This is a genomic window from Aerosakkonema funiforme FACHB-1375 (assembly GCF_014696265.1).
GTDB classification, from domain to species: Bacteria; Cyanobacteriota; Cyanobacteriia; order Cyanobacteriales; family Aerosakkonemataceae; genus Aerosakkonema; species Aerosakkonema funiforme_A.
The window spans coordinates 21586-46296 of sequence record NZ_JACJPW010000003.1; the positions used below are offsets into that span (position 1 = coordinate 21586).

The following is a 24711-nucleotide window of genomic DNA, read 5'->3' on the forward strand; positions in this document are numbered from 1 at the left end:
TGTGTATGTCTATATAAACCTCGGCAGGGCGAAGCATTCGGGTAGAAAAATAGTTGATAATTGCGATCGATTGTCGCCCGAATGCTTCGCCCCTACATAATAAATATTTCGTTCTCAAGGCAAAATCGCAAAAACTCGCGCCGGAAAACCAGAACCATTTTTAGGTTTGGGAAAAGATACGACTACCACAGCACCCGCTTCGGGTACTTTATCCAAATTCGTCAATAACTCAATTTGATAACGATTCTGCTTGAGAATATAAGTTTCTAGCGAATAATCATCTTTACTCGTAGCGATACCTGGGTCAGTATCAGTCGGTTCGTGACCGGAAGCAGTAATCTTTCGCGTTTCGTAAAGATACTTGAGAACTTCCATACTCCAACCGGGATAGTGTGCCACTCCGTTGCTGTCTTTGTTCTGCATCGCCGCTGCATTGGGCCAGCGTTTTGACCAGTCGGTTCGCATCGCCACAAACGCGCCTTCAGGAATAAGGCCGTGTTTTGCTTCCCAAGCCTTGATATCTTCCATTGTTATGGTATAGTCTGGATTCTGCGCCACCTTTTGGTGAACGTCAATTACCACCAAAGGCAAGATCATCTCCTTCAAATCCAATTTATCGACTGTACGCAAACCCTTGATAAAATGTGCTGGCGGGTCTACGTGAGTTCCCCACTGTCCGGCGTGACAAAACATTTCCGCCCAGAAACCAGCACCAAGCTTACCGACATTTGGTTCATACCAGTAAAGAGTTTCCCGCTTCTCGTCCGGAAAACCTTTCCAGTGGGGTATACCCGGTTCAAAAGCGTGAGTGAGATCGACAAATTGTTTGCTTTTGATTGTCTGGTAAGCTTCTGCAAGGGTAGGTTGTTTGAGTTGTTTGGGACTTACCGCCAAAACTATCCCAGCGCCCAAACCTGCCATCACCAGTCCACCGGCAACCAATGCGATCGTTCTCATCTACTTCTCCCCCAACCTTAAGAGCGATTGAAAAAAATCATAAGGCACTGGCTGGCTGTTGACCGATAAACTCAGTGAACTCAGCAACAAAGCGTATTAATTGCTACAAAAATCTGCGAATTTGCGGCAATCATGAAAGATGACGCCAGATATGGTAGTCTCTAACGGTAGCTTGGAGAGAAAAGGAGCAATCAGGTAGATAGCAGAAACCCCAATTAACTCGGCTGTAGATCTCAAATGCGATCGGATAAAGCCAATACCACAAATAGCAAGTGGAAGACTTAAAATACAGAATTATTTTCTCAGAAACAAATAGAGCTTAGTTGAGGAGTCAAGAAATTGAAAAAAGTTGAAGCGATTATTCGCCCCTTCAAACTCGATGAAGTTAAAATCGCCTTAGTCAATGCCGGCATTGTAGGGATGACGGTTTCGGAAGTTCGAGGTTTTGGACGCCAAAAAGGGCAAACCGAACGCTATCGCGGTTCCGAATATACAGTTGAGTTCCTGCAAAAACTCAAGGTTGAGGTTGTGGTTGAAGACGATCAAGTCGATCGCGTCGTTGATAAAATTATCGCCGCAGCTAGGACGGGAGAAATCGGTGATGGTAAGATTTTCGTCACCCCCGTCGATCAAGTAGTACGGATCAGAACAGGGGAAAAGAATACCGAAGCGATTTAAGTAGAGCGGGGGAGGTAAAAGTCAAAAGTCAAAAGTCAAAAGTCAAAAGAAAGGAGTTAGGGGTTAGGGATTAGGGCGTCGGGAAAGTCAATCATTCAAAATTTCTCCCTCTTCCCTCTTCTCTCTTTATCCTCCCTCTTCCCTCTTCCCTATCCCCTAGCCCCGACGCCCTAATTCCTTCAATAGTGCTTGGAAAGCTTTGCCCCGATGACTGATCGATCGCTTTAACTCCGGTGTCATCTCCGCAAAGGTTTGTTGTTCTTCGGGAACATAAAAAATGGGGTCGTAGCCGAAACCGCCTTTACCGCGAGGCTGATGGAGAATTTCCCCCCGGCAAATTCCTTCTGTTTGCAGGAAAATAGAACCATCAGAGCTGGCGATCGCAATAGCACAGACAAATTGAGCTTGTCGGTTTGTTTCGCTACCCAATTCCCGCAGCAGCCGTTCGATACGTTCCGCGTCGGTTTTGTCGTAACGAGCAGAATAGATACCCGGTGCGCCATTCAAAGCATCCACAGACAAACCGGAATCATCTGCGATCGCCCATTCACCAGTTGCCTTTGCTACCTCAGATGCCTTCAGACAAGCATTTGCCATAAAAGTATCGCCGGTTTCTTCAATTTCCAATTCGTCTGGCTTCAGGCGCAATTCTAAATTTAAATCTTGCAAATAAGCTTGCATTTCCTTCAGCTTACCTGGGTTTCCTGTAGCTACTACTAATAATTTCATCTTTCTTCCTTGTCCCGATCTTTTATTTCACTGCGGTAAAAATTCATCATCCGTGACTTGCGTTAGCTCATAAGGACATTGTGTGGGGAATATCTCCAATGACAAATTAGTTTCAGCTTTTGCTTGTTTCACTGCTTGCGCGTAACAGTCAGTTAAAATAGCCTCAAGATAAGGTTGAAGACTGGGAGATTCGCTCACAGCTTCCCTTACTCGTCTGCGGTATTCGATAATGCTACCTTCCCAGCTACCAGTCCTACGTTCTGGCTGAAATTGCCACTTGAGCAAATGAACTAAAACGACAATCAGATTACTCTTGAGGCTTTTGCGTTCGCTTCTCCCCATGTCCTCAATTTCCTCGATTAAGTTTTCCCAGTCCACGTTTGCATAGTCCTGGCTTCGCAATTTTTCCAGAGTTTTTTCAATCCATTGCAGGTAGTCAATCTCATACAGAGAAAGCTTTCGATCGTCTAATGCTTTCATAAATTTATACCCTACTTTATCACTACCTTATGAAAGTGAGTTAGCCCAATCTTTCGCCCAATTTAATCTTTCATACACCGCTTCTAAATTAGCGGCTTCGCAATACAACCTCAAAACGGGTTCCGTACCGCTGAAACGAATCATCAACCAACTGCCATCAGCCAACCGAAATTTATAGCCATCAATTTTATTGCAATCGACAACATCCTGACCGACAATTTTTGTCAGCGGTTGATTTTGCAGTTGTTCTAAAAGACGCGCTCGCACATCCATACTAGCCAAGGGTAAATCGATGCGATCGTATGCAGAGAAAAAGTTTGTTTGCGACTGCAAACCGCGATAAATATCGCTCAAATCCATACCAGATTGAACAACAGCTTCCAACAAATATAAAGCCGATAACAAAGCGTCTCTTTCTGGAATATGTGTACCGTAACCAATACCACCAGATTCTTCACCACCGATGGAAACATGGCTTTCCAACATTCGATCGGCAATATATTTGTAACCGACTGGCGTCTCAAATACAGGTAAATTATACAGCGATGCCACACGAGGAATTAAATCGGAAGCGCTCACGGTTTTGACAACTTCGCCAGTCAAACCGCGTCGCGTTGCTAGATGTTCGATCAATATCGGAATCAATATTTGAGAACTGAGAAAATTACCTTCTCCATCCACAGCAGCAATGCGATCGCTATCTCCATCAAACACAAATCCGATCGACAAATTTGTGCTATCCTTACGACCGTGAGTTCGCATAACTCGAAACAATTGGGAAAGGTAACGCGGCAAAGGTTCTGGCGCACCGCCATCAAACAGAGGATTGCGATCGCTATTAATTTCTCGAATCGGCAAACCCAACACTTGCGCCAGTCCACCCGCAGCAGCACCGTGCATTACGTCAGCAAACACAGTAATTTTATGTTGGGCGATCGCATCTTTAATTCGATCGATATCCACCTTCGCTCTCAAACCTTCACAGTAACTCGGCCAAGGATTAAATATTTCTAAACTTCCCGGCGTTTCCTGCCTTGAGAATTCACCATCCAATAACCCTTCAATCTGTCGCGTTATTTCCGCAGGAACCGACCCACCAAAAGCACCCTTGACTTTTAACCCCAAATAGGGAGCGGGATTGTGGCTGGCAGTCATCACTATAGCACCCAAAGCGTTAAGCTTTTTAGCAGCCCAGCTAAATGCCGGAGTAGGAGCGTAGCTTTCCGATAGCAACACATCAAAACCTGCCGCTTGTATAGCCTCTGCCGCCTGAGATGCAAAAGCTTCCGCTAAAAAGCGACGATCGTAACCGACGATAATTTTACGATTTCCCGTCGTCTCGCCATAAACATTTGCCAACACTTGAGCGGCAATAGGTGCTACCATAGCCACGCGATCGAAAGTAAAATCTGCGGCAATAATGCCCCGCCAGCCATCAGTACCGAACTTGATAGCATTAACAGCAATTGGTAATGAACTTGGGAGAACCATAAACAAGCCTCGTTAGCAACTGATAGACAAACTTTTCGAGTGTAGCTGAGCAAGGAACTATTATAGATAAGTTAAGCGATGGCTACTTCGGTCAACTTCAGTAAGAAATCGTATTTTTACGTCTTTAGCGTTAATTTAGGATAGTTTGGGAGCCAAAGAAATTTTTATATGCCTCAAGAACGTCTGTTAACAGGGATACCGGGTCTAGATGAGCTGCTTGATGGCGGTTTCATTCCAGGTCGCGCTTATTTAGTACGGGGTGGCCCTGGTGCTGGCAAGACTACCTTGGGATTGCACTTTCTGGCCACAGGTGTTGCCAATGGAGAAAAGACGCTTTATATCACTTTAGGGGAACCGGCAGAGCAAATCCGCACCAACGCTAAAGCTCTCGGTTTTGATGAAAAAAGTATTGAATTTTTAGACCTCAGCCCTACATCGGAATTTTTTACCGAGATTCAAACCTACGACATTTTCTCACCAGCTGAGGTGGAAAGAGAACCAACCACCCAAAAAATTATTGATGAGGTAACGACGCTCAAACCGCAGCGAGTATTTCTGGACGCCATGACCCAGTTTCGTTACCTGTCGGCAGATGCTTTCCAGTTCCGCAAACAGGTGCTTTCTTTCGTGCGCTTTCTGGTGGAACAGAAAACCACTGTACTCTTCACATCGGAAGGCAGCGAAGCTGCTCCCGATGACGATCTCCAATTTATGAGTGATGGTATCCTTAACCTCAGTTACTCAGACCAGAAACGAACCATCTGCATCACCAAGTTTCGCGGCTCTGGTTTCCGGTCTGGCTATCACTCAATCAGATTGACAAGTGCGGGAATGGAAGTTTTCCCCCGTTTGCAGCCGGACGCATACAAGCGGGTATTTGTACCCGAACCTGTTTCCTCCGGTATCCCGGCACTAGACCAACTGCTCCACGGGGGCATTGAGCGGGGTACGATTACGGTGTTGAGCGGCCCTAGCGGTGTCGGTAAAACGACGATCGGCCTCCAGTTTATGAAAGAAGCAGCCGGTAGAGGAGAGCGATCGGTAGTTTTTTCCTTTGAAGAGGACGTAGAACTGCTCGTGCGTCGCTGTCATAACGTCAATATTCCTGCCCAAACGATGATCGAGCGCGGCACCCTGTCGTTGCTGAAAGTGGAACCTCTAAAATTTACGCCCGATGAATTCGCCTACTTGGTGCGTCAGCAAGTTGAGCAGCAACAAACGAGCATCGTTATGATTGACAGTGTATCTGGTTATCGCCTTGCCGTGCGGGGCGAAGATTTAGTCAGTCATTTGCACACGGTATGCAAATATCTGGCAAATATGGGCGTAACCGTGATTTTAGTCAATCAGACCAAAGCTTTTGCTGGCGAATATCAAGGTACTGAATACGGCATCAGTTACCTGGCGGACAATGTAATTTTCTTACGCTATTTCGAGCGCTATGTCAACTCACAACTAGAACTTCGTAAAGTGATTGGGGTGCTGAAAAAAAGATTGAGTGACTTTGAAAAAAGCTTGCGGGAGATTCAAATCACTCGCTACGGCATCAAAATCAGCGAAGCAACGCCGGAAATCAGGGGGATCTTGAGCGACCTCCCACAAGGAGGCAAGGCACCGGAGAGGGATAAACTATGAACGATAAGCCATTGATTCTGGCAGTAGACCGCAATCGGCGCAACTTGGAACTCCTGGCACAATTCTTGGATAAAGAAGGTTACCAAACTATTTGTGCTGCCAGCATAGAAGAGTTCGAGCAAGCATTGAGCGGGGAAACTGAAATTGGGTTGGTTTTGGTAGATCTTTCTGGTTTCGATCGTCAAATTTGGGAGTGGTGCGAGCGAGTGCGAGAGAAACAAATTCCTTTTTTTGTGATTTCACCGAAACAAAGTGCCGCCATTCAACAAGAAAGCCTTGCTCATGGTGCCCGCAATATGCTAGTAAAACCACTTGTGATTAGAGAGTTACTGGGCATTGTTCGAGGCTTGATGGGTACACCAACATGAGCCGTATCTTACTGGTTTTAGACCATAAAAATAACCGTCGCCTACTTTGGGATTGGTTGAGCAAGTATTACGAAGTTGTTCTGCCAGATGAAAACAATCCCGAATGGCTATTCTTGAATTCTGAGTCTGATGTTTGTGCGATCGCTAATTCAGCAGCAACGTCAAACATCGATTTTGATTTGTGTATTTTAGACGGTCTGGCTCTAGACCGGGTATGGCAATGGGTGCAATCAACAAGAGACGCACAGCAGCCAGTTTTTCTACCCTTTCTCCTGCTCACTTCCCGCCAGGAGGTAAGGGTAGCTACCCGACACTTGTGGCAGAGGGTTGATGAGTTAATTATCAGTCCGATTGAGAAGGTGGAATTGCAGGCGCGAGTGGAAATTTTATTGCGAGCGCGAAACCTATCTTTGCACCTTCAAACTGCTAATAACGAGTTGCAAAAAAATAGCGAACTCAAAAGTCATTTGGTGTCAATGGTTTCTCATGAGATTCGCAATCCTCTCTCCCTAATTTTGGGTTTTAGCAAAATACTTGAAGGTCACATAGTTGAATTATCAAGCGCGAAAATAAAAGAATATTTAAAGCAAATTATTCTAGCTGTAGAAAGAATGAACGAGTTAGCAGAAGATTTATTGGTAGTAGGTCGGTTAGACCTTGGAAAACTAGAGTTCAATCCTGCGCCAATATATGTAGAAAGTTTCTGCCGAGTTTTAGTGGAAGAGTTTGCATTTATCGATCGTAATAAGCACAATATTATTTTTCAGTCTCTCTACACAACTGGCTCGGAAAAAACTCCGAGTTTGGCCTTTAACAATCTAACAAAAGCTTGGATGGATGAAGAACTTCTGCGGCATATTTTGTGCAATTTATTATCAAATGCGATTAAATATTCGCCGCCAGGAAGTACTGTACATTTTGACTTTATCTGTTATGACAATAAAATAGTTTTCCAGATAAAGGATGAGGGTATTGGCATTCCTAAAGAAGAACAAAACCGACTATTTGAGGCATTTCATCGAGCTTCTAATGTAGGCAAGATAGCGGGTAATGGTTTGGGGTTATGTATCGTCAAACAATGCGTAGACTTACACGACGGAAAGATAGAAGTTACCAGTGAAGTTGGAAAGGGTACAAAATTTACGGTGACGCTGCCATTGTTACGCTAGCCAGGGGCTAGCGAAAAGTCAAAAATCAAAAGTCAAAAGTCAAAAGTCGGAATTTATTGGGTTTATCCGAACTGTATTCTTCCCTCGCTCTCATTGACTCGATTTTACTGTTCCTGATTTCCTCTTCCTCTTCTTTTTGACTTTTGACTTTTAACTTTTGACTTTCTAGCCCCTATCCCCTAATGGGGGTTCGCTGAAAGTTATCGAGGAAACTTTAATAAGCATCCTGCAACTCGTAAAAATCAGGCGAAATATAATCTTTCCGCAGAGGCCAGCCGACCCAATCTTCCGGCATTAAAATTCGTTTCAGGTTGGGGTGTCCTTCATAGATAATGCCGTACATATCGTAGCTTTCCCGCTCTTGCCAGTCTGCGGTTTTCCAAATCCAGTAGACAGAAGGAACTCTGGGGTTATCGCGTGGTAAAAATACCTTGACGCGCACTTCATCTGGGCGATCGGCATTATCGCTGACTCTGATTAGATGGTAAAAGCTGACTAATTCCTGTCCGGGCCCCAAATCGTAACCACCTTGACACTGGAGGTAGTTAAAACCGTAGGCATAAAGGGCTGTACAGATGGGGATGAGGAAATCTGGCTCAACTTTGATGATTTCTACACCTTCATGGTCAGCTTCCAAAGCTTGATGGTCAAAACCGTTTTCTGCCAGCCACTGAGATGCTTTACCCGCTTGGACGATTTGAGATTCTTCAGCCACGTTGAACCTCCTGCTTTTGCGATGCGATCAGAGCGGGCGGTACGGGGGTGCCGATCGCTTCGATCAATTCTTTGGGCGGTTCTTGACGAGTTGCTGATTGTAGATATTTTCCAGTCAAAATGTCCGGTACAGCTTTCATCTTGTGGGTAGTGCTGTAATAGCGATGAGTTTGGCGAGATTTTGCCCGATCTTGAATCGAATCGTTACCGATTTTCTTCCGCAACTTGACGATCGCATCCATAATTGCTTCTGGACGAGGCGGACAACCGGGTAAATAGACATCTACCGGAATCAGTTTATCCACACCGCGAACTGCGGTTGGGGAATCAACGCTAAACATCCCACCTGTAATAGTACAGGCTCCCATCGCAATCACATACTTAGGCTCTGGCATTTGCTCGTAGAGACGAACTAGAGCTGGTGCCATTTTCATTGTGATCGTACCTGCGGTGATGATTAAATCCGCTTGTCTGGGACTGGAACGGGGAACCAAACCGAAGCGATCGAAGTCAAACCGGGAGCCGATCATTGCCGCTACTTCAATAAAGCAGCAAGCAGTCCCGAACAGCAGAGGCCATAAGCTAGAAAGACGCGCCCAGTCGTAGAGGTCATCAACTGTGGTGAGGATGACATTTTCCGATAAGTCTTGGGTGACAGAAGAGCGCTCAATCGGATTGAGGATGATATTTTTGTAATCATCCATTGCTTGGGTATTGGTTATCGAGTTTATGACCATTCCAGGGCTCCTTTGCGCCATGCGTAAACGAGAGCAACGACAAGAATCGCGATAAAGATCAGTGCTTCAATAAAGGCCAGGAGTCCCAGCCGATGGAAGGCGACAGCCCAGGGATAGAGGAAAACCGTCTCAACGTCAAAAACGACGAAGACGAGAGCGAACATATAGTAGCGAATGTTGAACTGAATCCAAGCTCCCCCAATAGGTTCCATACCCGATTCATAGGTAGTGCGCCGCTCTGGGCCGCGACGAGAAGGGCGAAGTAGCTTAGATGCTGTAAGAGCGAGGGCAGGAACTAGGCTGCAAACAATCAGGAAGCCTAGCAAATACTCATAGCCACTGAGGACAAACACAATTAATAGCTACCGCTTTGGCGAAAGGACATTTGTTACTTACTCTTTACATTTTGCCATTGTGCCGCTCTGTATGGTAGTTCTCTTGCTCAGGCTGGGGATGGGAAAACTATGACTGAGGAGAAATCGATCGCAGTATGTCATAATTTGTAACAGAGTTTTTAAGCTTTAACCGCAAACTCGATACCAAGCCGGAGCTATGAGCAATCAAGCTGTTGATGTCAAAGCGCTAGATCGCTATGAATGTAGCGCCTGTGGCTATGTTTACGAACCTGCAAAGGGTGACGATAAAAAAGAAATTCCTCCAGGAACTAGCTTTGAAGAGTTACCCGTTGATTGGCGCTGTCCCGTTTGTGGTGTGCGGAAGTCAGCCTTTCGCAATATAGGGCCCATAGGATCTCCGTCGGGATTCAAGGAGAATCTCGGCTATGGTTTGGGTGTGAATAAGTTGACGCCAATGCAGAAGAATATACTGATTTTTGGCGGTTTGGCACTAGGGTTTTTATTCTTCCTCAGTCTTTACGGTTTGCAATGAGAGGTTTTACAGAAATTTCCAAAACAATGCGATCGCTCTTTCAATCTTGGCAAAGAGTAGCAGCTTTATTGGCTGTTGTTTTCCTTTGTCTGGCTTGCAGTAAAGTTCCGGCGATAAGTCAAAACCCTTGGCAAGTAGTTTCTACACCCACAGATGCTAACTTGATGGATATCGCTTTTACCGACAACCCGATGCACGGATGGTTAGTCGGTAGCCGAGCTACTCTGCTGGAAACAACAGACGGCGGCGAAACTTGGCAAGCTAGAGAACTGGATTTGGGTGACAAAAAATACCGCCTCAACTCGGTGAGTTTCAGTGGTGAGGAAGGGTGGATTGTGGGCGAACCTGCCCTGCTGCTGCATACCGACGATGAAGGAAAAACTTGGTCTCGCATCCCTCTTTCCGAAAAGCTTCCCGGCAGTCCCAATACTATAGTGGCATTAGGGCCTCAGTCGGCAGAGATGACGACTGATGTAGGAGCCATTTATAAAACGACGGACGCTGGACAAAACTGGAAAGCCCTGGTGCAGCAAGCTTTTGGGGTACTTCGCAATATTTCTCGCTCTCCTGATGGGAAATATGTGGCAGTTTCCGCTAACGGCAGTTTTTACTCTACGTGGGAACCAGGACAGGATGCCTGGGTGCCTTACAATCGCAATAGCTCCCGCCGAGTCCAGAATATGGGTTTTACTAAGGATGGTGGGCTGTGGATGCTAGCTCGTGGCGGTCAGGTTCAATTTACCGACCCTCAAGATCCCCAAAAGTGGCTGGAAGCAGAATATCCAGAGATGTCTACTAGCTGGGGATTGCTTGATTTAGCTTATCGCACGCCGTCAGAAATTTGGGTGGCTGGTGGCAGCGGTAATTTGCTGTGTAGCTTTGATGGCGGCAAAACTTGGCAAAAAGACCGCGATGTTGAAGATGTGCCTTCTAATTTGTACAAGGTTGTCTTTTTATCGCCGGAAAAGGGCTTTATTATCGGTCAAAGAGGCACTTTGCTGAAATATGAAGGTGCAGTTGACGCTGCTTGAAACTTGTACCGCTCGGTGCGATCGCCGATCGCAAAGAAAGTTTCCCATTTACCTGGGTAGCTTGCTTGTGAGAGTTTGTAATGTTTCGTATCATATTGATTAAGCTTCGATCTTGTTGTTGGAGGAGAACATGGCAGGCACTACAGGTGAGCGTCCGTTTTCGGACATTGTGACAAGCATCAGATATTGGGTGATTCACAGCATCACCATTCCAATGTTGTTTATTGCTGGCTGGCTGTTTGTGCAGACAGGTCTGGCCTATGATGCTTTTGGTACGCCTCGGCCTGATGAGTACTACACTCAAACTAGGCAAGAAGTGCCTATCCTGAGCGATCGCTATAACGCAGTAGACCAAATCGAACAGTTTGTCGAAAAGTAGTTTCAATCCTTGGTTTTGAATTATGACTTCCCGCACCCCTGGAAATGAGCCCGTTACTTATCCAATTTTTACTGTGAGATGGCTGGCAGTTCATACTCTAGCTGTTCCTACGGTATTCTTTTTAGGCGCGATCGCTGCCATGCAGTTTATTCACCGATAGGAGTAACCAATGCCAACTAGATCTCCGAATCCAAATAACCAGCCTGTTGAGTTAAACCGTACTTCTCTTTTTTTGGGCTTACTCCTGATTTTTGTTCTCGGTATTCTCTTCTCCAGTTATTTCTTTAACTAACTGGACAGAATTCCATATCAATGTGAGAAAATTTAACGGCGTCATTGTTGCATTGCTGAGGAGATTTAAGCTATGTCTGGAAGTGGAAGAATTCCTTTGTGGATCGTGGCGACGATCGCCGGAATTGGTGTACTGACAGTTGTGGGACTTTTCTTTTACGGGGCTTATGCAGGTATAGGGTCTTCGATCTAAAGATTCCTCTAACTTGATATAAGCTAGCCTCTTTAAGTAGGCTAAATGTTCTCAAATTGGTTTATCATAAAACCGCCTATCTAAATTAGAAAGGCGGTCTTTTAATTTTCGTCAATAGTCAGCCGCTGTGATACCAAATCCGGGTTGATTACCCCCTTTATCGCGATCGGCTGTAGAGACGTTTTATGAAACGCCAAAAATCCAAATCTACTGGTGTGGACTGCAAAACCCACACCAATAACGTTGTAGGTGTGGGTAGTTTATATATCTAAATCATTAGTGGGGAAGGTGGGTAAATTGGCGGGAATGACTGTACGATCGACTGTGGCTTTGTGGCTTTGGCGTTCTGTATGCACTTCAACGCAGATAGCTTCGATGCGAATTTGCAAAACTCCCAAGGGAACTGTGATTTGAGCGATCGTTTCCAAGCTTCCCCACGGATCGGCATAAAAATCGCCTATCCAGCGCGGACTTTCGAGGATCGATCGCGTCTGGAGGTCGGAAACCCACAGTTTAACACCGAGTCGCGGTTGTCGCATCGGCATTTTGATGCGGAAGCGAACAGGTTGTCCGGCGATCAGTTCGCCTTCCGGTACTGTTAATTCCGGCATTGGGATGGGTTCGTCTTGGGAAGTGGCAGAGGTATCCCATAATACTTCTTCTGGAGTGGCGATCGCATCCGACTTCTTACGAGCAAGGCTTTTTTGACGAGGCGGTTCTGGTATTTCATCGTCTACAACAATCTCGTAGGCTGTCAAGTCCACCTCTGTCGGAGTGGATTTGTCACTCAAAACTGTCGGTACTTCTGCTGGAGTGGTGTCTGTATCGAAAATCTCGTCAAGATTTAACTCAGCGGACAGGTCAGCGTCAGTAGCGATCGCATTTAAGCGCGACCAAAAACGCTGTTGCAGATTGAGAGATTGGAAAGCTGTATCTTCAACAGAAGGCGAAATTTCAGTTTCAGCAACTGTTTCAGTAACTGTTTGAGTAACTTCTGTTTGCGTTTCCGTATCGCTGCTGGGTGCTTCTGCTATCGCTTCTGGACTGGAATCCTGTGCGATCGGGGATGGAGAGATTTCCTGGGTCGATTGTACTTCCGTTTCGGTGGATAACTGTTCCGGTGTGGCGGCGATCGGATCTGTTTGTGCAGACTCACCCTGAATTTCAGGATTTGTGGCGGGTGCAAATGCTGAAACTTGATGAAATTTAGGCAGTTTAATGCGTTTAGATGCTGTTTTGGCTGAATCCGATTTATGTAGCAGAGGCGGTAAAGGCCCAGCGGTAGATGGTTGTAAGGGTCGAAAGACGACAGATTTAGGAGTTTCTTCCTCGTCGAGGTCAGATGAATCTGAATCTGGTGTGGGTGTTTTTGCTGGTGTTTTTGCTGGTGTTTTTGCTGCTTGTGCTGGCGGATCGATAACTTCTGCTTCGCTGAAGTTATCGGCGATCGCACTCAGCAAGTCATCTAAATCGCTTGTGACAGTAAAAGATTTACTTACCAGAACTAGCGGATCGTCTTCTGGCGTTTCTGTAGCGTTGTAGAGAGTGATTTCGCCTAAAATCAGACGAGTTTTGCTGTTAGGCGGAATTTGAATATCGCACGAAAAAGTGAAGGGTATTCCTTGTCCCGACAATTGCTGCTGGCGATCCCCCAAAATCTTAGCATTTTGCGGATCGCGCAAGCTTATTCGCAATTTACCGTTAAAAATGGGTTGTCTACCGGAAGCTCGATCGCGATCGGTTTCTGGAAGCGAGACTTCTCCTGATAGTGTAAAAGATTGGCCTTGACGAGCAACGTAGATTTCTTTATTGAGCGTTAGCCGCAGCGGATAAGAGTTAGTATTCTCTGCTTTTGGCGTAAAAACTGGTGCCCAAGGGTTAGATGGTTCGGATTCTGTATTTTTTGGTGGAGTATCTACTTGTTTCTGGGCTGCTGTTGGTTGTACTGGTATAGCATTCTCTGACAGATCTTTGGATGCTACCGACAAGTTATCGCCAGAATGGTTTGCCGCTTCGGGATTCGGGTCTGGGGATTCTGTCATCTCGCCTAAATCTGCCAGGGAAACACCTGCGCTATCCTCAATGTTCTGTTGGGAAGCTGTATTTTGAGGTTTTGGCAAGACTTGCAGGCGGAGGGTATGCTTCCAGGAATTGCCCATCAAATCCGTAATTAAATCCGGACGACAGCGCATTTCCCAGATACCCGGCTTGAGATCGGTAAAGGGAATCACCACCATCAATCCTTCCGGACTGGTGCGGCGCGATCGCTTTTGCATCCTGCGTATGGGCGGATCTTCGTCTGTGGAGTCGTGAGTAATCCGCACGTCCACTTCCGTATCTGCACGGCTAGAACGGGCAACAATGCGATATCGTCCTTCCTGGAGTTCGACATCTGGCGATACCAGGAGTTGCCAGGAGCGATCGCCTTCTTTCTGGATCAGAAATTCCCAATATTCCATCTTGATGTGAAGATAGCGCCGTTCGCACTTAATTCTAGACTAGGGACAAGGATTGAGCAATTGGTGGAGCCAAGAGACTGGGTTGTCAGATCCAATCTGTCGATCGTTCTTTCTTACCTCAGCGATGGAAAACCGGGTAGAATTTACCGCCAGTCTGAAAGTAGCTATTAAAACCTACATACAAACATACAAAAAAACATCAGCAATCAGATGGGCTTTTTGTGCGAGCGATGATATCAAGGTAATTCGGGATAATTTTTGATTACGGGCAGAATCCAGGAGACAGCGATTAAGATCCAAATCAGATCTTTAAAGGGAACTAATGCCACTAAACAGGCTGCGCCCTTACATTGGCAAGGGTTATCGCCAGATCCCGTTACGCCTCGCCCTAGTTGTGCCATTTGTCTTGCAAATCTCGGCAGCAGTGGGGCTAACGGGGTATTTATCCTTTCGCAATGGGGAACAAGCGGTAAATGAAGTAGCCCAACAATTGCGGCTAGAAATTGGCGATCGCATTCACCAAGCCCTCACTTATTACCTGGAAACACCCAACACGCTCAACCGAGTTAATATTAACGCTATGCGTCTCGGACAATTAAATTTGGAAGATACTGGCAGTCTGACTCGTCAATTTTGGAGCCAGCGCCTTTTAATAGATAAAGACAAAGTATCTGCTATTTATTTTGGCAGCGCCACAGGAGAATTTTTCGGTTTAGGATTTCAAGATAATAAAAGATGGGAAATAGGCAGAGCGGGAAAATCAACAGGCGGTAAATTTTTCAGCTTTGATATCGATCCGGAAGGCAATCCTACCCGTTTGCTACAAGTAGGCAATGCTTACGACCCGCGAGTGCGACCTTGGTATAAAAAAGCAGTCCAAAAAGGTAGAGAAACCTGGAGCGAAATTTACATTGATTTCAAAGAACCGCGTTTGAAAGTTACTCTCGCCCAACCCATTTATGGAAAAACAAGTGAATTACGGGGAGTTGTCGGTGTTGATTTTGTACTTTCCCATATGCAAGAGTACCTCAAACAATTAAAAATTGGTAAAACCGGATTGACTTTCATCATGGAGCGTTCTGGCGAAATGGTAGCCTCTTCTACTGAAGAAGAACCTTTGTTGAGAGACAGCCACGGCAAAGTTAAAGCGCGGTTATGGGCTAGAAATAGTAGGATACCGTTAATTAAAGCTGCTATTGAATATTTAGATAAATCTGCTAACTTTGAAAAAATAGATACGACAAAACAATTTATTTTTAGAACAGCCGATCGGCAGCAATTCTTACAAATAACTCCCTTAAAAGACAACAAAGGAATTGATTGGCTGATTGTAGTAATTATTCCAAAGACTGATTTTATGGAGCAAATTAACGCCAATAATAGGATGACATTTTTATTGTCTTTGACAGCTTTATCTATTTCTATTTCTTGTGGATTTTTGACTTCTCGATGGATCGCCATTCCTATTTCTAGATTGGGTACAGCATCGCAAAAGATAGCGAATGGTCAATTAGCGCAAAAAGTGGAGGGAGGAAGTATTGCAGAATTGAATATTTTAGCGCAATCTTTCAACAAAATGGCAGCACAATTGCAGGAGTCATTTCTAGCTTTAGAAAAAGCAAATGAAGAGTTAGAGCAACGAGTCATCGAACGGACAGCAGCACTGCAAATAGAACAAGAAAAGTCCGAACGTTTGTTGCTGAATATTTTACCAAAACCAATCGCCGAAAAGTTAAAAAATGACACTAGCGCAATTGCCGAACAATTTAATGAAGTCACTATATTATTTGCGGATATAGTTGGCTTTACACCGCTTTCCGCTCAAATTTCTCCCATAGAATTAGTCAATTTACTCAACGAAATTTTTTCCAAATTCGATCAGTTAGCGGAACAACATGGTTTGGAAAAAATTAAAACGATCGGCGATGCGTATATGGTAGTGGGAGGCTTACCCATTCCCAGACATGACCACGCAGAGGCTGTCGCAGCAATGGCGTTAGATATGCAAAAAGCGATCGTGCAATTTCGCACTCATACAGGAGAACCTTTTCAAATTCGCATCGGGATTAATTCTGGCCCAGTAGTAGCCGGAGCGATCGGGTTAAAAAAGTTCATCTACGATCTATGGGGAAATACGGTTAATGTTGCTTCTCGCATGGAATCTCAGGGATTACCAGGCTGCATACAAGTTTCCTTTGATACCTACCAACAACTAAAAGATAAATTTATTTTGGAAGAACGGGGTATCATTTCCGTGAAAGGGAAAGGCGAGATGAAAACCTATTGGCTCAAAGGGTGAGCTTGACCGAAAAAAAGGGTTTCAGGCTTCCCATTTCAAGGGGAACATCCAAAAATTTTCCCGAACTTCAACTAAAACCGCAGGAGTCCCCCGCCATAAAACGAGCGTAGCAATGTTTTTGGCGACGGGGTGTGCGACGAACGAACAAATACTGTACTTGTCATTATCACCTTCACGCAATACGATAATATTACTATCTCGTGAAGACCATGCAAGTTATTACCGCCAATGTGCTAAGTGCGGTCATACATCTAAAGCTAATCGACCGAACAAGGGCTTGCTATTTCACTGCGAATGTTGCGACTTTGAACTACACGCCGATTTGGTGGGAAGTAGAAACATTGCACTTAGAGCGTTGCTTATCCGACAAGATTGGATGAGTACGGGGATTTTGTCAGCATCCCCTGATGTATCGAGTGATGAAACCTCATCCGGAATTCTGCAAAGGTTTTCGGAATTGAGGTGGAGCTTAGATACAAGCCCCCACGGTATTTGTGAGGCTGAAGGCTCACAAATCAGTGGTGGGTAGTTGACACTCAGTCATTTCAAGGCCCAGCCAATCCAAAATCCAAAATCCAAAATCCAAAATTCCCTGACACTCTCCCACTCCCCCACTCTCCCCCTTCCCCTCTCTCTTCTTTTAACTCACCAGCACAAAAGCGCTCTGGGTATGGCCATCAAGTAATAAGATAGAAAATAGCCTCGGTTACCGACTTTCACTATATATCTGGTATTTGACGCGACAATATTTATGGCCGCGTCAAACGTCTCAGTATAAAAGAGGCAAAGTTTTTGTAACAAGTTCTACAGAATTGGAACATGGAAAGTCTGTATCCAATAAGAGTTTTGCGTCTTATTCACTTGTCAAGATGAGTTTATGAGTTCTCCCATTCGCTTCCTCATGTGCCCGCCCGACCACTACGACGTGGATTATGTAATTAACCCGTGGATGGAAGGAAACGTTCACAAATCGTCACGCGATCGCGCCGTGGATCAGTGGCAGGGACTTTACCACATCCTCAAAGACCACGCGATCGTAGATTTGGTCACACCGCAAAAAGGTTGGCCGGACATGGTATTTACCGCTAACGCCGGTTTGGTCTTGGGTGAAAACGTAGTTCTCAGTCGCTTTTACCACAAAGAGCGACAAGGGGAAGAACCTCACTTCAAAGAGTGGTTCGAGTCCCAAGGCTACACGGTACATGAGTTGCCCAAAGACCTACCTTTTGAAGGTGCTGGCGATGCTTTGCTCGATCGGGAAGGACGCTGGCTGTGGGCTGGATACGGTTTCCGCTCGGAACTCGACTCCCACCCCTATCTTGCCAAATGGCTGGATATCGAAGTGCTATCGTTGCGGCTGACAGATGAGCGGTTCTACCATCTGGATACCTGCTTCTGTCCTCTCAGCGGTGGCTACTTGCTCTACTATCCAGCCGCGTTTGATTCTTACTCGAATCGCTTAATTGAAATGCGGGTCGCACCAGAAAAGCGAATTGCCATTGAGGAAGCGGATGCGGTCAACTTCGCTTGCAATGCGGTGAACGTAGATAGCGTTGTCATTATGAACAAGGCGAGCGATAGCCTGAAACAGCGCTTGCGTCATGTGGGATTCAGCGTGGTGGAAACGCCGCTGACGGAATTTCTCAAAGCTGGTGGAGCGGCTAAGTGCCTGACTCTGAGGGTAACCGAGCCGGTGCGGACAGAAGTACACGCGAATGTGTCAGTGGAAAGTCGCACGATTCGGATGGAAGGTCACTTGCTGGATGCCGGTCTGATCAGTCGCGCTTTAGACTTGGTTGTAGACACTGGTGGTAGTTTCCAAGTACTGAATTTCAATTTGGGAGAGCAACGCCAAAGTACTTCTTCGGCGGAAGTGAAGGTGTCGGCTCCTTCTCACGACATCATGGAAGAGATCATGACCCAGCTGATCGATCTGGGTGCTTTGCCTCGTCCGCAAGAAGTTTGCGATGTCAATACCGCATCTGTGACGCAAGCGGGTGTCGCTCCCGATGATTTTTACGTTACAACTATTTATCCGACAGAAGTGCGGGTGAATTGCCAGTGGGTGAGGGTGCAAAATCAGCGTATGGATGGCGCGATCGCAGTTAACCACACTCCTGATGGCCTAGTAGCTCGCTGCAAGTTGCTGCGGGATCTGGAAGTGGGAGATCTGGTAATTGTGGGTGTGGAAGGTATCCGCACGATCCGCAAGACTGAATCCCGCGAACAGCGTAATACCCAGGAATTCAGCTTTATGGGTGCGGGTGTTTCCAGCGAACGCCGTGTGGAATTAGTTGTGGAACAAATTGCCTGGGAACTGCGCCAAATTCGCGATCGCGCTGGCAAGGTGGTGGTAACGGCTGGGCCGGTAGTAATTCATACTGGTGGCGGCGAACACCTGTCGCGTCTGATCCGGGATGGCTACGTACAGGCGTTGCTGGGTGGAAATGCCATCGCTGTCCACGATATCGAGCAAGCGATGATGGGCACCTCGTTGGGTGTGGATATGAAACGCGGTGTCGCTGTGCGTGGCGGACACCGACATCACTTGAAGGTAATTAATACTGTTCGTCGTTGCGGCAGTATTGCCAATGCGGTGGAAATGGGAATTATCCGCAGTGGTGTGATGTACGAGTGCGTTCGCAGCAATGTGCCGTTCTGTTTGGCAGGTTCGATTCGGGATGATGGCCCCTTGCCGGATACGCAAATGGATTTGATTAAGGCGCAAGAAGAATATGCCCGCTTGTTGCAAGGTGCGGATATGATTTTGATGCTGTCTTCGATGTTGCACTCGATCGGTGTGGGCAATATGACGCCTGCTGGGGTGAAGATGGTGTGTGTGGATATTAACCCGGCGGTGGTGACGAAATTGAGCGATCGGGGTTCGATCGAATCTGTTGGTGTCGTTACCGATGTGGGATTATTCCTCAGTTTGCTGGTGCAACAGTTGGATAAGTTGACCAGTCCTTATAGTCTCGCTCAAAAAGTCTAACCAAGTGGGTGGGCAATGCCCACCCTACTACTGATTGTGGGAAAGTCAAAAGTCAAAAGTCAAAAGTCAAAAGTCAAAACTTACAATTTCTTCCCTTTTCCTTTTTCCCTTTTCCCTTTTCCCTTTTCCCCCTAGCCCCTAACCCCTAACCCCTAACCCCTAGCTATATTTTAATTTTGCAGGGCAGTTTGATGGTAAAAGTCGTGCCAATTCCCACTTCGCTTTCGACAGCGATCGTGCCACCGTGTAATTCAACAGCTTTTTTGACAACTGTCAATCCCAAACCATTCCCTGCGATCGCACCCACATTACTGCACCGATGAAACGCTTCAAACAATTTTCCTAAATCTTTTTGCGGGATACCGATTCCTTCGTCTCGCACGCGGAAAATTACTACTTTTTCAGTTGTCAATATTCCTTGTTCATTTGTGATTTCTTCTCTTGCACTGACTCCCGATTCCTCACAAATGAGTTCTAAGTATACCGTGCCTCCATTGGGAGAATATTTGATAGCGTTAGTTAGTAAATTAGACAAAATATGCTGTAGTAGGCGTTGATCTATTATGGCAACGATAACACCATCAGAAACAAATTTTAGTCGGTGCTTACCATTAGCACTTAATTGCATTCTTTCTACGAAATGATAGCAAAATTCTGATAAATTAAGTGGTGCTGGATTAAACTGTAATTGGTCAGCTTCCGCTCGACCGACGATGAGTATATCCTCGATCATTTGGTTCATATTTTGGATAGCTGAATGAATTAAACGCAGACATTTGGCTTTGCTTTCTTCATCCCAGTGCGTGCGGTTAAATTCGAGCAATTTCGTAGAAGCTACTAAGGCAGTTAACGGATTGCGTAACTCGTGAGCTGCCATTGCAACATATTTGCTTTGGCGAAGCACTTGTTGTTGTGCGATTTGCCGGAGTTCTTCTGAGCTTTCCAAAGCTTGACGCATTTTTGTTTCCAATTCATATCGGTGCAGCGCTATTTCTATAGTTGCGTGCATATCTTTCTGTTGGAAAGGTTTCAGAATATACCCAAACGGGTCTGTTAATTTAGCTCTGTTTAATGTTTCTTCATCGGCATAAGCTGTTAAGAAGACTATCGGAATATGATAGTTATTCCTAATCTTTTCAGCAGCAGTTATGCCGTCCATATTTCCTTCTAACACAATGTCCATTAAAACTAGATCGGGTTGTGTTTCTTCTGCTTTTAGAATGGCTTCTTCTCCAGTAGTGGCAATTGCCGTTACTGTGTAACCCAGCTTTCTCAATCTTCCTGCTACATCTTCTGCTACAATAATTTCATCTTCTACTACCATAATTTTTTGATTAGCCATTTTCTTAAAACCTCCGGCGGTAATTTAATTTAGAAAAAGTAATTGTAAATTGCGTACCGTTATGGCGATCGACTTCCAGAACACCCTTAAGCTGACGTGTCAGTATACGGACTAATCGCAAACCCAGTGTTTCTGCGGTTTCTATATCGAAGTCAGGCGGTAAACCAACGCCGTTATCACCAATTTTTAAGTGAAATTGGTGAGAATTAGCTTGGCTAAATATAATACTAATTTGACCTTGATTTCCTTTGGGAAAAGCATATTTGAGCGAATTAGAAACCAGTTCATTTATAATTAAACCACAGGGTATGGCTGTTTCTATATTGAGAAAAATTTTGCCTACTTGAAGGTTGAGATGGATGCTATTACGGGTGCAACCAAAAGACTGAAACAAATTAGCAGCTAGGTTTTCAATATATTCCGCGAAGTTAATGAGATCTAAATGCTCGGATTGATATAATTGCTCGTGAATAAGTGCCATTGAATGGATGCGGTGCTGGCTTTCGCGAAATAGAGCGCTCGTCTGATCGTCGTTGACAGATTGGGATTGCAGTTCTAGCAAACTGGAAATTACCTGCATATTGTTTTTGACGCGATGGTGAATTTCCTTGAGCAGAGTTTCTTTTTCCTGCAAAGAAGCTTTGATTTGTGCTTCTGCTTGCTTGCGATCGCTGATATCTTCCACAACCAGAATAAAATACTTCGGCTCACCCGTATTACCGCGCAAAAGCGATACGGTCATATTCACCCAAACCGCTAAACCATCTTTACGAATGTAGCGTTTCTCCATCGAGTAATTGTGAATTTCACCTGTCGATATCTGGCGGTAGTATGCTAAGTTTGTTGTTAAGTCATCGGGGTGGGTTATCTGTGGGAAAGTCTTTTGTTGCAGTTCTGCTACTGTGTAACCTACAATATCGACAAACTTTTGATTGGCTAGAAAAAACTGACCGGATAGCAACACCTGTGCGATCCCGACCGCCGCTCGATCGAAAATGCTCCGAAAGCGCTCCTCGCTCTCTCGCAAAGCTGCTTCTACCCGCAAACGCTCTGCAATTTCCTGGCGCAGTAGTGCGTTCGCAATCTTTAATTCAGATGTGCGCTCTTCAACTCTAATTTCTAGCTCTTGTTTAGCTTGTTGCAGTACAGAAATAGCTTGTTTGCGTTCGCTGATATTTTGCGAAACAACCATACCAGCGAAGATTTCTCCCTTTTCATTTCTAACTGGCAAAGCCGTCATCGAGTAGATTTGGTCAGCGTATGATAATTCAAAAGTGTTTTGCTCTCCAGCCAGCGCTGCCCGATATTTTGGCTCCAATATTTCCCGGTTTTTTGGCGAAACTGCCTCCCATAAAGTTTGGCCTTCTAAATTTTCTTTAGACAAACCGGCAGCTACCAATTCTTGACCGTCAGCAATGGTGTAGCGAAAATCGCGATCGAATAAAATTACGGCTCCATTAGGGAAATTTTCCACTAAAGTGCGGTAAAGTTTTTCACTTCTTTTAAGCGCGTCTTCTGCCTGCTTTTTCTCCGTGATGTTGCGAACAATACTAATCACTTCTTGTTCTAAAAACGGTAACAGCCTAGTTTCATACCATTGTTCTCCATTTGCCATCGATAAAGAAAATTCTAAAATGACTAACTCGCCAGTTTGAAGAACTTGGTGAATGGCAGAGCAAATTCGATCGCTCACATTTGGGGGCAGCACTTCTGACACTTTTTTGCTAATAAATTGTGTCGGCGGCACATATAAATCTTGCTTTTGTCCCGCATGGTAATCGAGATAAGTTCCATCAGCGTCTACACGAAAGTACAAATCCGGTAAAACCTGAAAAATAGCTTCCATCTCGGAAGTTTTGCGTCGCAATTTCTCTTCTGCCAGTTTTTGTTCGCTAATATTGTGACTGACTGTAGCTAAGCCGATCGTTTCTTTTGTCTGCGGATCTTCGATCGCAAATCCATGCACCCGCATCGGAATCAACTCGCCAGTTTGAAAATGCCCAAATCCCAATTCCCCTTCCCATCGACCTGCCTGCCGTATACTGGGCAACACTTCCTGTAACCAAAACTCTCGGTCTTGCGGATGAACAAAGTCCAGCAGGCATTTGCTGGAAACTGCATCTACCGCTGCGAGTCCGATCGGCTGACAACCGGCCTGATTTACGTAAAGCAATTGGCCATTTAGCGCTGCGATCGCAATAAAGTCGTAGCTGTTTTCTACCAAAGCGGCTAACTTTTCCCGTTCTTGGGCTGCTTGCTTGCGAGCGGTAATATCTATAACAGTGCCGAGAGTTTGTGCGGGGGAACCGTCAGGATTTCTAGAAAAAACAGTGTCCCGACTCATAAACCAGCGCCATTCACCGTTAGCGTGTCTGAGGCGATACTCAGTTTCACTCGCTTCTCCATCCTTGAGTGCGGGAAACGATGCGACTAATTTAGATATTCTGGCCCAATCTTCAGGGTGCATAATAGTTCGGAACAGAGCGCTTCCTAACTTTTGAATTTCCTCTGGCGTGTAACCGAGAATTGTACTAGCTTGTTGATTGACGTAAATATTGCGGTTTTCGTTCAGATCGTAAATATAAATCAAACCCGGAACTGCTTCTGCAATCCGGTGAATGAAACGCTGACTTTTCTGTAATGCTTCTTCTGCTTGTTTGCGAACGGTGATATCTTGGGCAACTCCGACAATTTGCTTGACAATACCCCGATCGGTGCGATTAAATACGGTCTCTCGACTTTGAAACCACCGCCAATCACCGTTGGCGTGGCGCAAACGATACTCGATTTCCAAAATCTCCCCATCCTCAGCTTGAGCGATTCGTTTTTGAGATTGTTCTACGAGTTGTTCTAAATCATCCGGATGCAGCAGATGAGAAATCAGGTTTGTTTTCATTGGCTCGATTTGCTCTGGCGTATAATCCAGGAACTCGGCAACAGCGCTATTTACATAGACGTTGCGCTGTTCGATGCGATCGTACAGGTACAAAATACCGGGAGTGGCGTCAGCAATGCGTTGGATAAACTGTTCGCGCTCTTGCAGATCCGAAGACGATCGCACCCCTTCGGTAATATCGATGCCAACAGCTATTATATATTCAACTTCTTTACACTTATTTAAAATCGGCGTATTCGACCAGGCAATCAGTCGGCGAGAACCATCTTTCGCCACCCAGTAGTTTTCGCAATAATTCGGAGAACTATCAGCAGTAATTCTGCCACAGACAGCTTTAACTCGCTCTCTTTCTTCTGGCAGTAAGAACAGATTGTGGACTTGTTTACCTCGGACTTCCCGAAACGAGTAACCCGTAGTTCTCTCACAAGCCCGGTTAAAGCGGACAATGCACTTGTGGCGATCGAGAACTACAATCAAAGCGGCGGAAGTGTTCAGCAAAGCCGACATGAATTTGCGCTCTTGTCTCAGCCCTGCTACAAGCCGTTTTTGGCCATCGAGTTGCCTTTGCAAAGCTGCATTCGCTCTCCTTAGCTCGAATGTTTTTTCTGCTACTTGTCTTTCTAATTCTTCAGTCAGATGGCGCAGTCGAGCCTCTGCTTGGCGAGCAAGTTCTGTCTGCACGTGTAATTGCTCTTTTAGTTGTTGTAGTTCAGATGTTTGCTCAACATCTGCTGCTGCTAATTCTTCCATAATTATTATTTGTTGTCGCGATAAATAGGTTAGGTTCGTTACCGCGTTCCTCAATTAAATAAATCTTAGCTAACCGAGCGCAGTATTTGCGATCGCAAGTTCATCCTAAGTAATACCAAATCCGGGTCTGCTACGGCCTTTTTTAACCTCTATCTTCTTCTGCTACTCCCCCAATCCCCCGCTCTGCCGCTCTGCCGCTCTCAAACTGTCCTCAATAATAACGGGGCTAATCG

At 45.5% G+C, this 24711-nt stretch carries 22 protein-coding genes and 1 pseudogene; 13 read left to right on the plus strand and 10 right to left on the minus strand.

The annotated features are described in order from the left end of the window. Positions 1 to 114 precede the first annotated feature (114 nt). A complete protein-coding gene (locus H6G03_RS01800) occupies positions 115 to 957 on the minus strand; it encodes a cyclase family protein (RefSeq protein ID WP_190461472.1) in 843 nt (280 codons plus the stop codon). A 339-nt stretch (positions 958 to 1296) separates the two neighbouring features. Here H6G03_RS01800 and H6G03_RS01805 point away from each other — a divergent pair, with 339 nt between their 5' ends. Then, positions 1297 to 1635 carry a P-II family nitrogen regulator gene (locus H6G03_RS01805; protein ID WP_190461474.1) on the plus strand — a complete coding sequence of 113 codons (339 nt, stop codon included), beginning with the start codon at positions 1297 to 1299 and terminating at the stop codon, positions 1633 to 1635. Positions 1636 to 1791: 156 nt separating this feature from the next. Here H6G03_RS01805 and rdgB read toward each other — a convergent pair whose 3' ends face one another. From rdgB to H6G03_RS01820, 3 genes are read right to left on the minus strand one after another with little or no spacing between them, the layout of a single operon-like run. Then, on the minus strand, positions 1792 to 2364 hold the full coding sequence (rdgB, locus tag H6G03_RS01810; protein WP_190461476.1) for an RdgB/HAM1 family non-canonical purine NTP pyrophosphatase: 573 nt from the start codon (positions 2362 to 2364) through the stop codon (positions 1792 to 1794). Between the two features lie 27 nt (positions 2365 to 2391). Next, positions 2392 to 2844 (minus strand): DUF29 domain-containing protein, encoded by a 453-nt coding sequence (locus tag H6G03_RS01815; RefSeq protein ID WP_190461478.1) that lies wholly within the window; start codon positions 2842 to 2844, stop codon positions 2392 to 2394. Between the two features lie 27 nt (positions 2845 to 2871). After that, positions 2872 to 4335: a phosphoglucomutase/phosphomannomutase family protein gene (locus H6G03_RS01820; RefSeq protein ID WP_190461480.1), complete on the minus strand. Its 1464-nt coding sequence runs from the start codon at positions 4333 to 4335 to the stop codon at positions 2872 to 2874. Between the two features lie 168 nt (positions 4336 to 4503). On the opposite strand from H6G03_RS01820, the gene H6G03_RS01825 reads away from it, so the two are divergent. The 3 genes from H6G03_RS01825 to H6G03_RS01835 are packed head-to-tail and all read left to right on the plus strand — an operon-like array spanning position 4504 to position 7507. Then, positions 4504 to 5970, plus strand: coding sequence for an ATPase domain-containing protein (locus H6G03_RS01825; RefSeq protein ID WP_190461482.1), 1467 nt, complete (start codon positions 4504 to 4506; stop codon positions 5968 to 5970). Next, complete coding sequence (locus tag H6G03_RS01830) at positions 5967 to 6338, plus strand: response regulator (RefSeq protein WP_190461484.1); 372 nt, start codon at positions 5967 to 5969, stop codon at positions 6336 to 6338. The genes H6G03_RS01825 and H6G03_RS01830 overlap by 4 nt, the downstream gene beginning before the upstream one ends. Next, positions 6335 to 7507 carry a hybrid sensor histidine kinase/response regulator gene (locus H6G03_RS01835; RefSeq protein WP_190461485.1) on the plus strand — a complete coding sequence of 391 codons (1173 nt, stop codon included), beginning with the start codon at positions 6335 to 6337 and terminating at the stop codon, positions 7505 to 7507. The genes H6G03_RS01830 and H6G03_RS01835 overlap by 4 nt, the downstream gene beginning before the upstream one ends. Before the next feature lie 214 nt (positions 7508 to 7721). Here the strand turns inward: H6G03_RS01835 and H6G03_RS01840 are convergent, their stop codons facing one another. From H6G03_RS01840 to ndhC, 3 genes are read right to left on the minus strand one after another with little or no spacing between them, the layout of a single operon-like run. Beyond that, complete coding sequence (locus H6G03_RS01840) at positions 7722 to 8222, minus strand: NAD(P)H-quinone oxidoreductase subunit J (RefSeq protein WP_190461487.1); 501 nt, start codon at positions 8220 to 8222, stop codon at positions 7722 to 7724. Further along, the gene (gene ndhK, locus H6G03_RS01845) at positions 8215 to 8958 is read right to left on the minus strand and encodes a photosynthetic/respiratory NAD(P)H-quinone oxidoreductase subunit K (protein WP_190461489.1); all 744 of its coding nucleotides are present in this window, start codon (positions 8956 to 8958) and stop codon (positions 8215 to 8217) included. The genes H6G03_RS01840 and ndhK overlap by 8 nt, the downstream gene beginning before the upstream one ends. Beyond that, a complete protein-coding gene (gene ndhC / locus H6G03_RS01850) occupies positions 8949 to 9311 on the minus strand; it encodes a photosynthetic/respiratory NAD(P)H-quinone oxidoreductase subunit C (protein ID WP_190461491.1) in 363 nt (120 codons plus the stop codon). The genes ndhK and ndhC overlap by 10 nt, the downstream gene beginning before the upstream one ends. A 199-nt stretch (positions 9312 to 9510) precedes the next feature. On the opposite strand from ndhC, the gene H6G03_RS01855 reads away from it, so the two are divergent. The 6 genes from H6G03_RS01855 (at position 9511) to H6G03_RS01880 (ending at position 11740) form a co-directional block, all read left to right on the plus strand. Further along, positions 9511 to 9846, plus strand: coding sequence for a rubredoxin (locus H6G03_RS01855; RefSeq protein WP_190461493.1), 336 nt, complete (start codon positions 9511 to 9513; stop codon positions 9844 to 9846). A gap of 26 nt (positions 9847 to 9872) precedes the next feature. Further along, positions 9873 to 10877 (plus strand): photosynthesis system II assembly factor Ycf48, encoded by a 1005-nt coding sequence (locus H6G03_RS01860; protein ID WP_190461661.1) that lies wholly within the window; start codon positions 9873 to 9875, stop codon positions 10875 to 10877. A 130-nt stretch (positions 10878 to 11007) separates the two neighbouring features. Next, positions 11008 to 11256 (plus strand): cytochrome b559 subunit alpha, encoded by a 249-nt coding sequence (psbE, locus tag H6G03_RS01865; protein WP_190461495.1) that lies wholly within the window; start codon positions 11008 to 11010, stop codon positions 11254 to 11256. Between the two features lie 22 nt (positions 11257 to 11278). Next, positions 11279 to 11416, plus strand: a complete 138-nt coding sequence (gene psbF / locus H6G03_RS01870; RefSeq protein WP_190461497.1) for a cytochrome b559 subunit beta — start codon at positions 11279 to 11281, stop codon at positions 11414 to 11416. Positions 11417 to 11425: 9 nt separating this feature from the next. After that, entirely contained in the window at positions 11426 to 11548 is a 123-nt protein-coding gene (locus H6G03_RS01875; RefSeq protein ID WP_190461499.1) for a photosystem II reaction center protein L, read from the plus strand. 72 nt (positions 11549 to 11620) lie between these two features. After that, the gene (locus tag H6G03_RS01880; RefSeq protein ID WP_190461501.1) at positions 11621 to 11740 is read left to right on the plus strand and encodes a photosystem II reaction center protein J; all 120 of its coding nucleotides are present in this window, start codon (positions 11621 to 11623) and stop codon (positions 11738 to 11740) included. A 260-nt stretch (positions 11741 to 12000) separates the two neighbouring features. Here H6G03_RS01880 and H6G03_RS01885 read toward each other — a convergent pair whose 3' ends face one another. Beyond that, complete coding sequence (locus tag H6G03_RS01885) at positions 12001 to 14199, minus strand: hypothetical protein (RefSeq protein WP_190461503.1); 2199 nt, start codon at positions 14197 to 14199, stop codon at positions 12001 to 12003. A 322-nt stretch (positions 14200 to 14521) separates the two neighbouring features. Here H6G03_RS01885 and H6G03_RS01890 point away from each other — a divergent pair, with 322 nt between their 5' ends. From H6G03_RS01890 to argZ, 3 genes and pseudogenes are all read left to right on the plus strand, one after another. After that, complete coding sequence (locus H6G03_RS01890) at positions 14522 to 16498, plus strand: adenylate/guanylate cyclase domain-containing protein (RefSeq protein ID WP_190461505.1); 1977 nt, start codon at positions 14522 to 14524, stop codon at positions 16496 to 16498. Between the two features lie 223 nt (positions 16499 to 16721). Further along, a pseudogene (locus H6G03_RS01895) lies at positions 16722 to 17027 on the plus strand (zinc ribbon domain-containing protein); the annotation flags it as partial. Between the two features lie 348 nt (positions 17028 to 17375). After that, complete coding sequence (gene argZ, locus H6G03_RS01900) at positions 17376 to 19490, plus strand: bifunctional arginine dihydrolase/ornithine cyclodeaminase (RefSeq protein WP_190461507.1); 2115 nt, start codon at positions 17376 to 17378, stop codon at positions 19488 to 19490. Between the two features lie 163 nt (positions 19491 to 19653). Here the strand turns inward: argZ and H6G03_RS01905 are convergent, their stop codons facing one another. Then, on the minus strand, positions 19654 to 20832 hold the full coding sequence (locus H6G03_RS01905) for a hybrid sensor histidine kinase/response regulator (RefSeq protein WP_190461508.1): 1179 nt from the start codon (positions 20830 to 20832) through the stop codon (positions 19654 to 19656). 4 nt (positions 20833 to 20836) lie between these two features. Beyond that, complete coding sequence (locus tag H6G03_RS01910; RefSeq protein WP_190461510.1) at positions 20837 to 24478, minus strand: PAS domain S-box protein; 3642 nt, start codon at positions 24476 to 24478, stop codon at positions 20837 to 20839. Positions 24479 to 24711: the final 233 nt, after the last annotated feature.

What these genes read in the sequence shown, in the direction of transcription:
- H6G03_RS01820 (WP_190461480.1), bottom strand. Translation starts at nt 4,335, where the DNA reads ATGGTTCTCCCAAGTTCATTACCAATTGCTGTTAATGCTATCAAGTTC.
- ndhK (WP_190461489.1), bottom strand. Translation starts at nt 8,958, where the DNA reads ATGGTCATAAACTCGATAACCAATACCCAAGCAATGGATGATTACAAA.
- H6G03_RS01910 (WP_190461510.1), bottom strand. Translation starts at nt 24,478, where the DNA reads ATGGAAGAATTAGCAGCAGCAGATGTTGAGCAAACATCTGAACTACAA.
- H6G03_RS01885 (WP_190461503.1), bottom strand. Translation starts at nt 14,199, where the DNA reads ATGGAATATTGGGAATTTCTGATCCAGAAAGAAGGCGATCGCTCCTGG.
- psbF (WP_190461497.1), top strand. Translation starts at nt 11,279, where the DNA reads ATGACTTCCCGCACCCCTGGAAATGAGCCCGTTACTTATCCAATTTTT.
- H6G03_RS01905 (WP_190461508.1), bottom strand. Translation starts at nt 20,832, where the DNA reads ATGGCTAATCAAAAAATTATGGTAGTAGAAGATGAAATTATTGTAGCA.
- H6G03_RS01890 (WP_190461505.1), top strand. Translation starts at nt 14,522, where the DNA reads ATGCCACTAAACAGGCTGCGCCCTTACATTGGCAAGGGTTATCGCCAG.
- H6G03_RS01880 (WP_190461501.1), top strand. Translation starts at nt 11,621, where the DNA reads ATGTCTGGAAGTGGAAGAATTCCTTTGTGGATCGTGGCGACGATCGCC.
- rdgB (WP_190461476.1), bottom strand. Translation starts at nt 2,364, where the DNA reads ATGAAATTATTAGTAGTAGCTACAGGAAACCCAGGTAAGCTGAAGGAA.
- H6G03_RS01800 (WP_190461472.1), bottom strand. Translation starts at nt 957, where the DNA reads ATGAGAACGATCGCATTGGTTGCCGGTGGACTGGTGATGGCAGGTTTG.
- H6G03_RS01825 (WP_190461482.1), top strand. Translation starts at nt 4,504, where the DNA reads ATGCCTCAAGAACGTCTGTTAACAGGGATACCGGGTCTAGATGAGCTG.
- psbE (WP_190461495.1), top strand. Translation starts at nt 11,008, where the DNA reads ATGGCAGGCACTACAGGTGAGCGTCCGTTTTCGGACATTGTGACAAGC.
- H6G03_RS01875 (WP_190461499.1), top strand. Translation starts at nt 11,426, where the DNA reads ATGCCAACTAGATCTCCGAATCCAAATAACCAGCCTGTTGAGTTAAAC.
- H6G03_RS01815 (WP_190461478.1), bottom strand. Translation starts at nt 2,844, where the DNA reads ATGAAAGCATTAGACGATCGAAAGCTTTCTCTGTATGAGATTGACTAC.
- H6G03_RS01835 (WP_190461485.1), top strand. Translation starts at nt 6,335, where the DNA reads ATGAGCCGTATCTTACTGGTTTTAGACCATAAAAATAACCGTCGCCTA.
- argZ (WP_190461507.1), top strand. Translation starts at nt 17,376, where the DNA reads ATGAGTTCTCCCATTCGCTTCCTCATGTGCCCGCCCGACCACTACGAC.
- H6G03_RS01830 (WP_190461484.1), top strand. Translation starts at nt 5,967, where the DNA reads ATGAACGATAAGCCATTGATTCTGGCAGTAGACCGCAATCGGCGCAAC.
- H6G03_RS01855 (WP_190461493.1), top strand. Translation starts at nt 9,511, where the DNA reads ATGAGCAATCAAGCTGTTGATGTCAAAGCGCTAGATCGCTATGAATGT.
- H6G03_RS01860 (WP_190461661.1), top strand. Translation starts at nt 9,873, where the DNA reads ATGCGATCGCTCTTTCAATCTTGGCAAAGAGTAGCAGCTTTATTGGCT.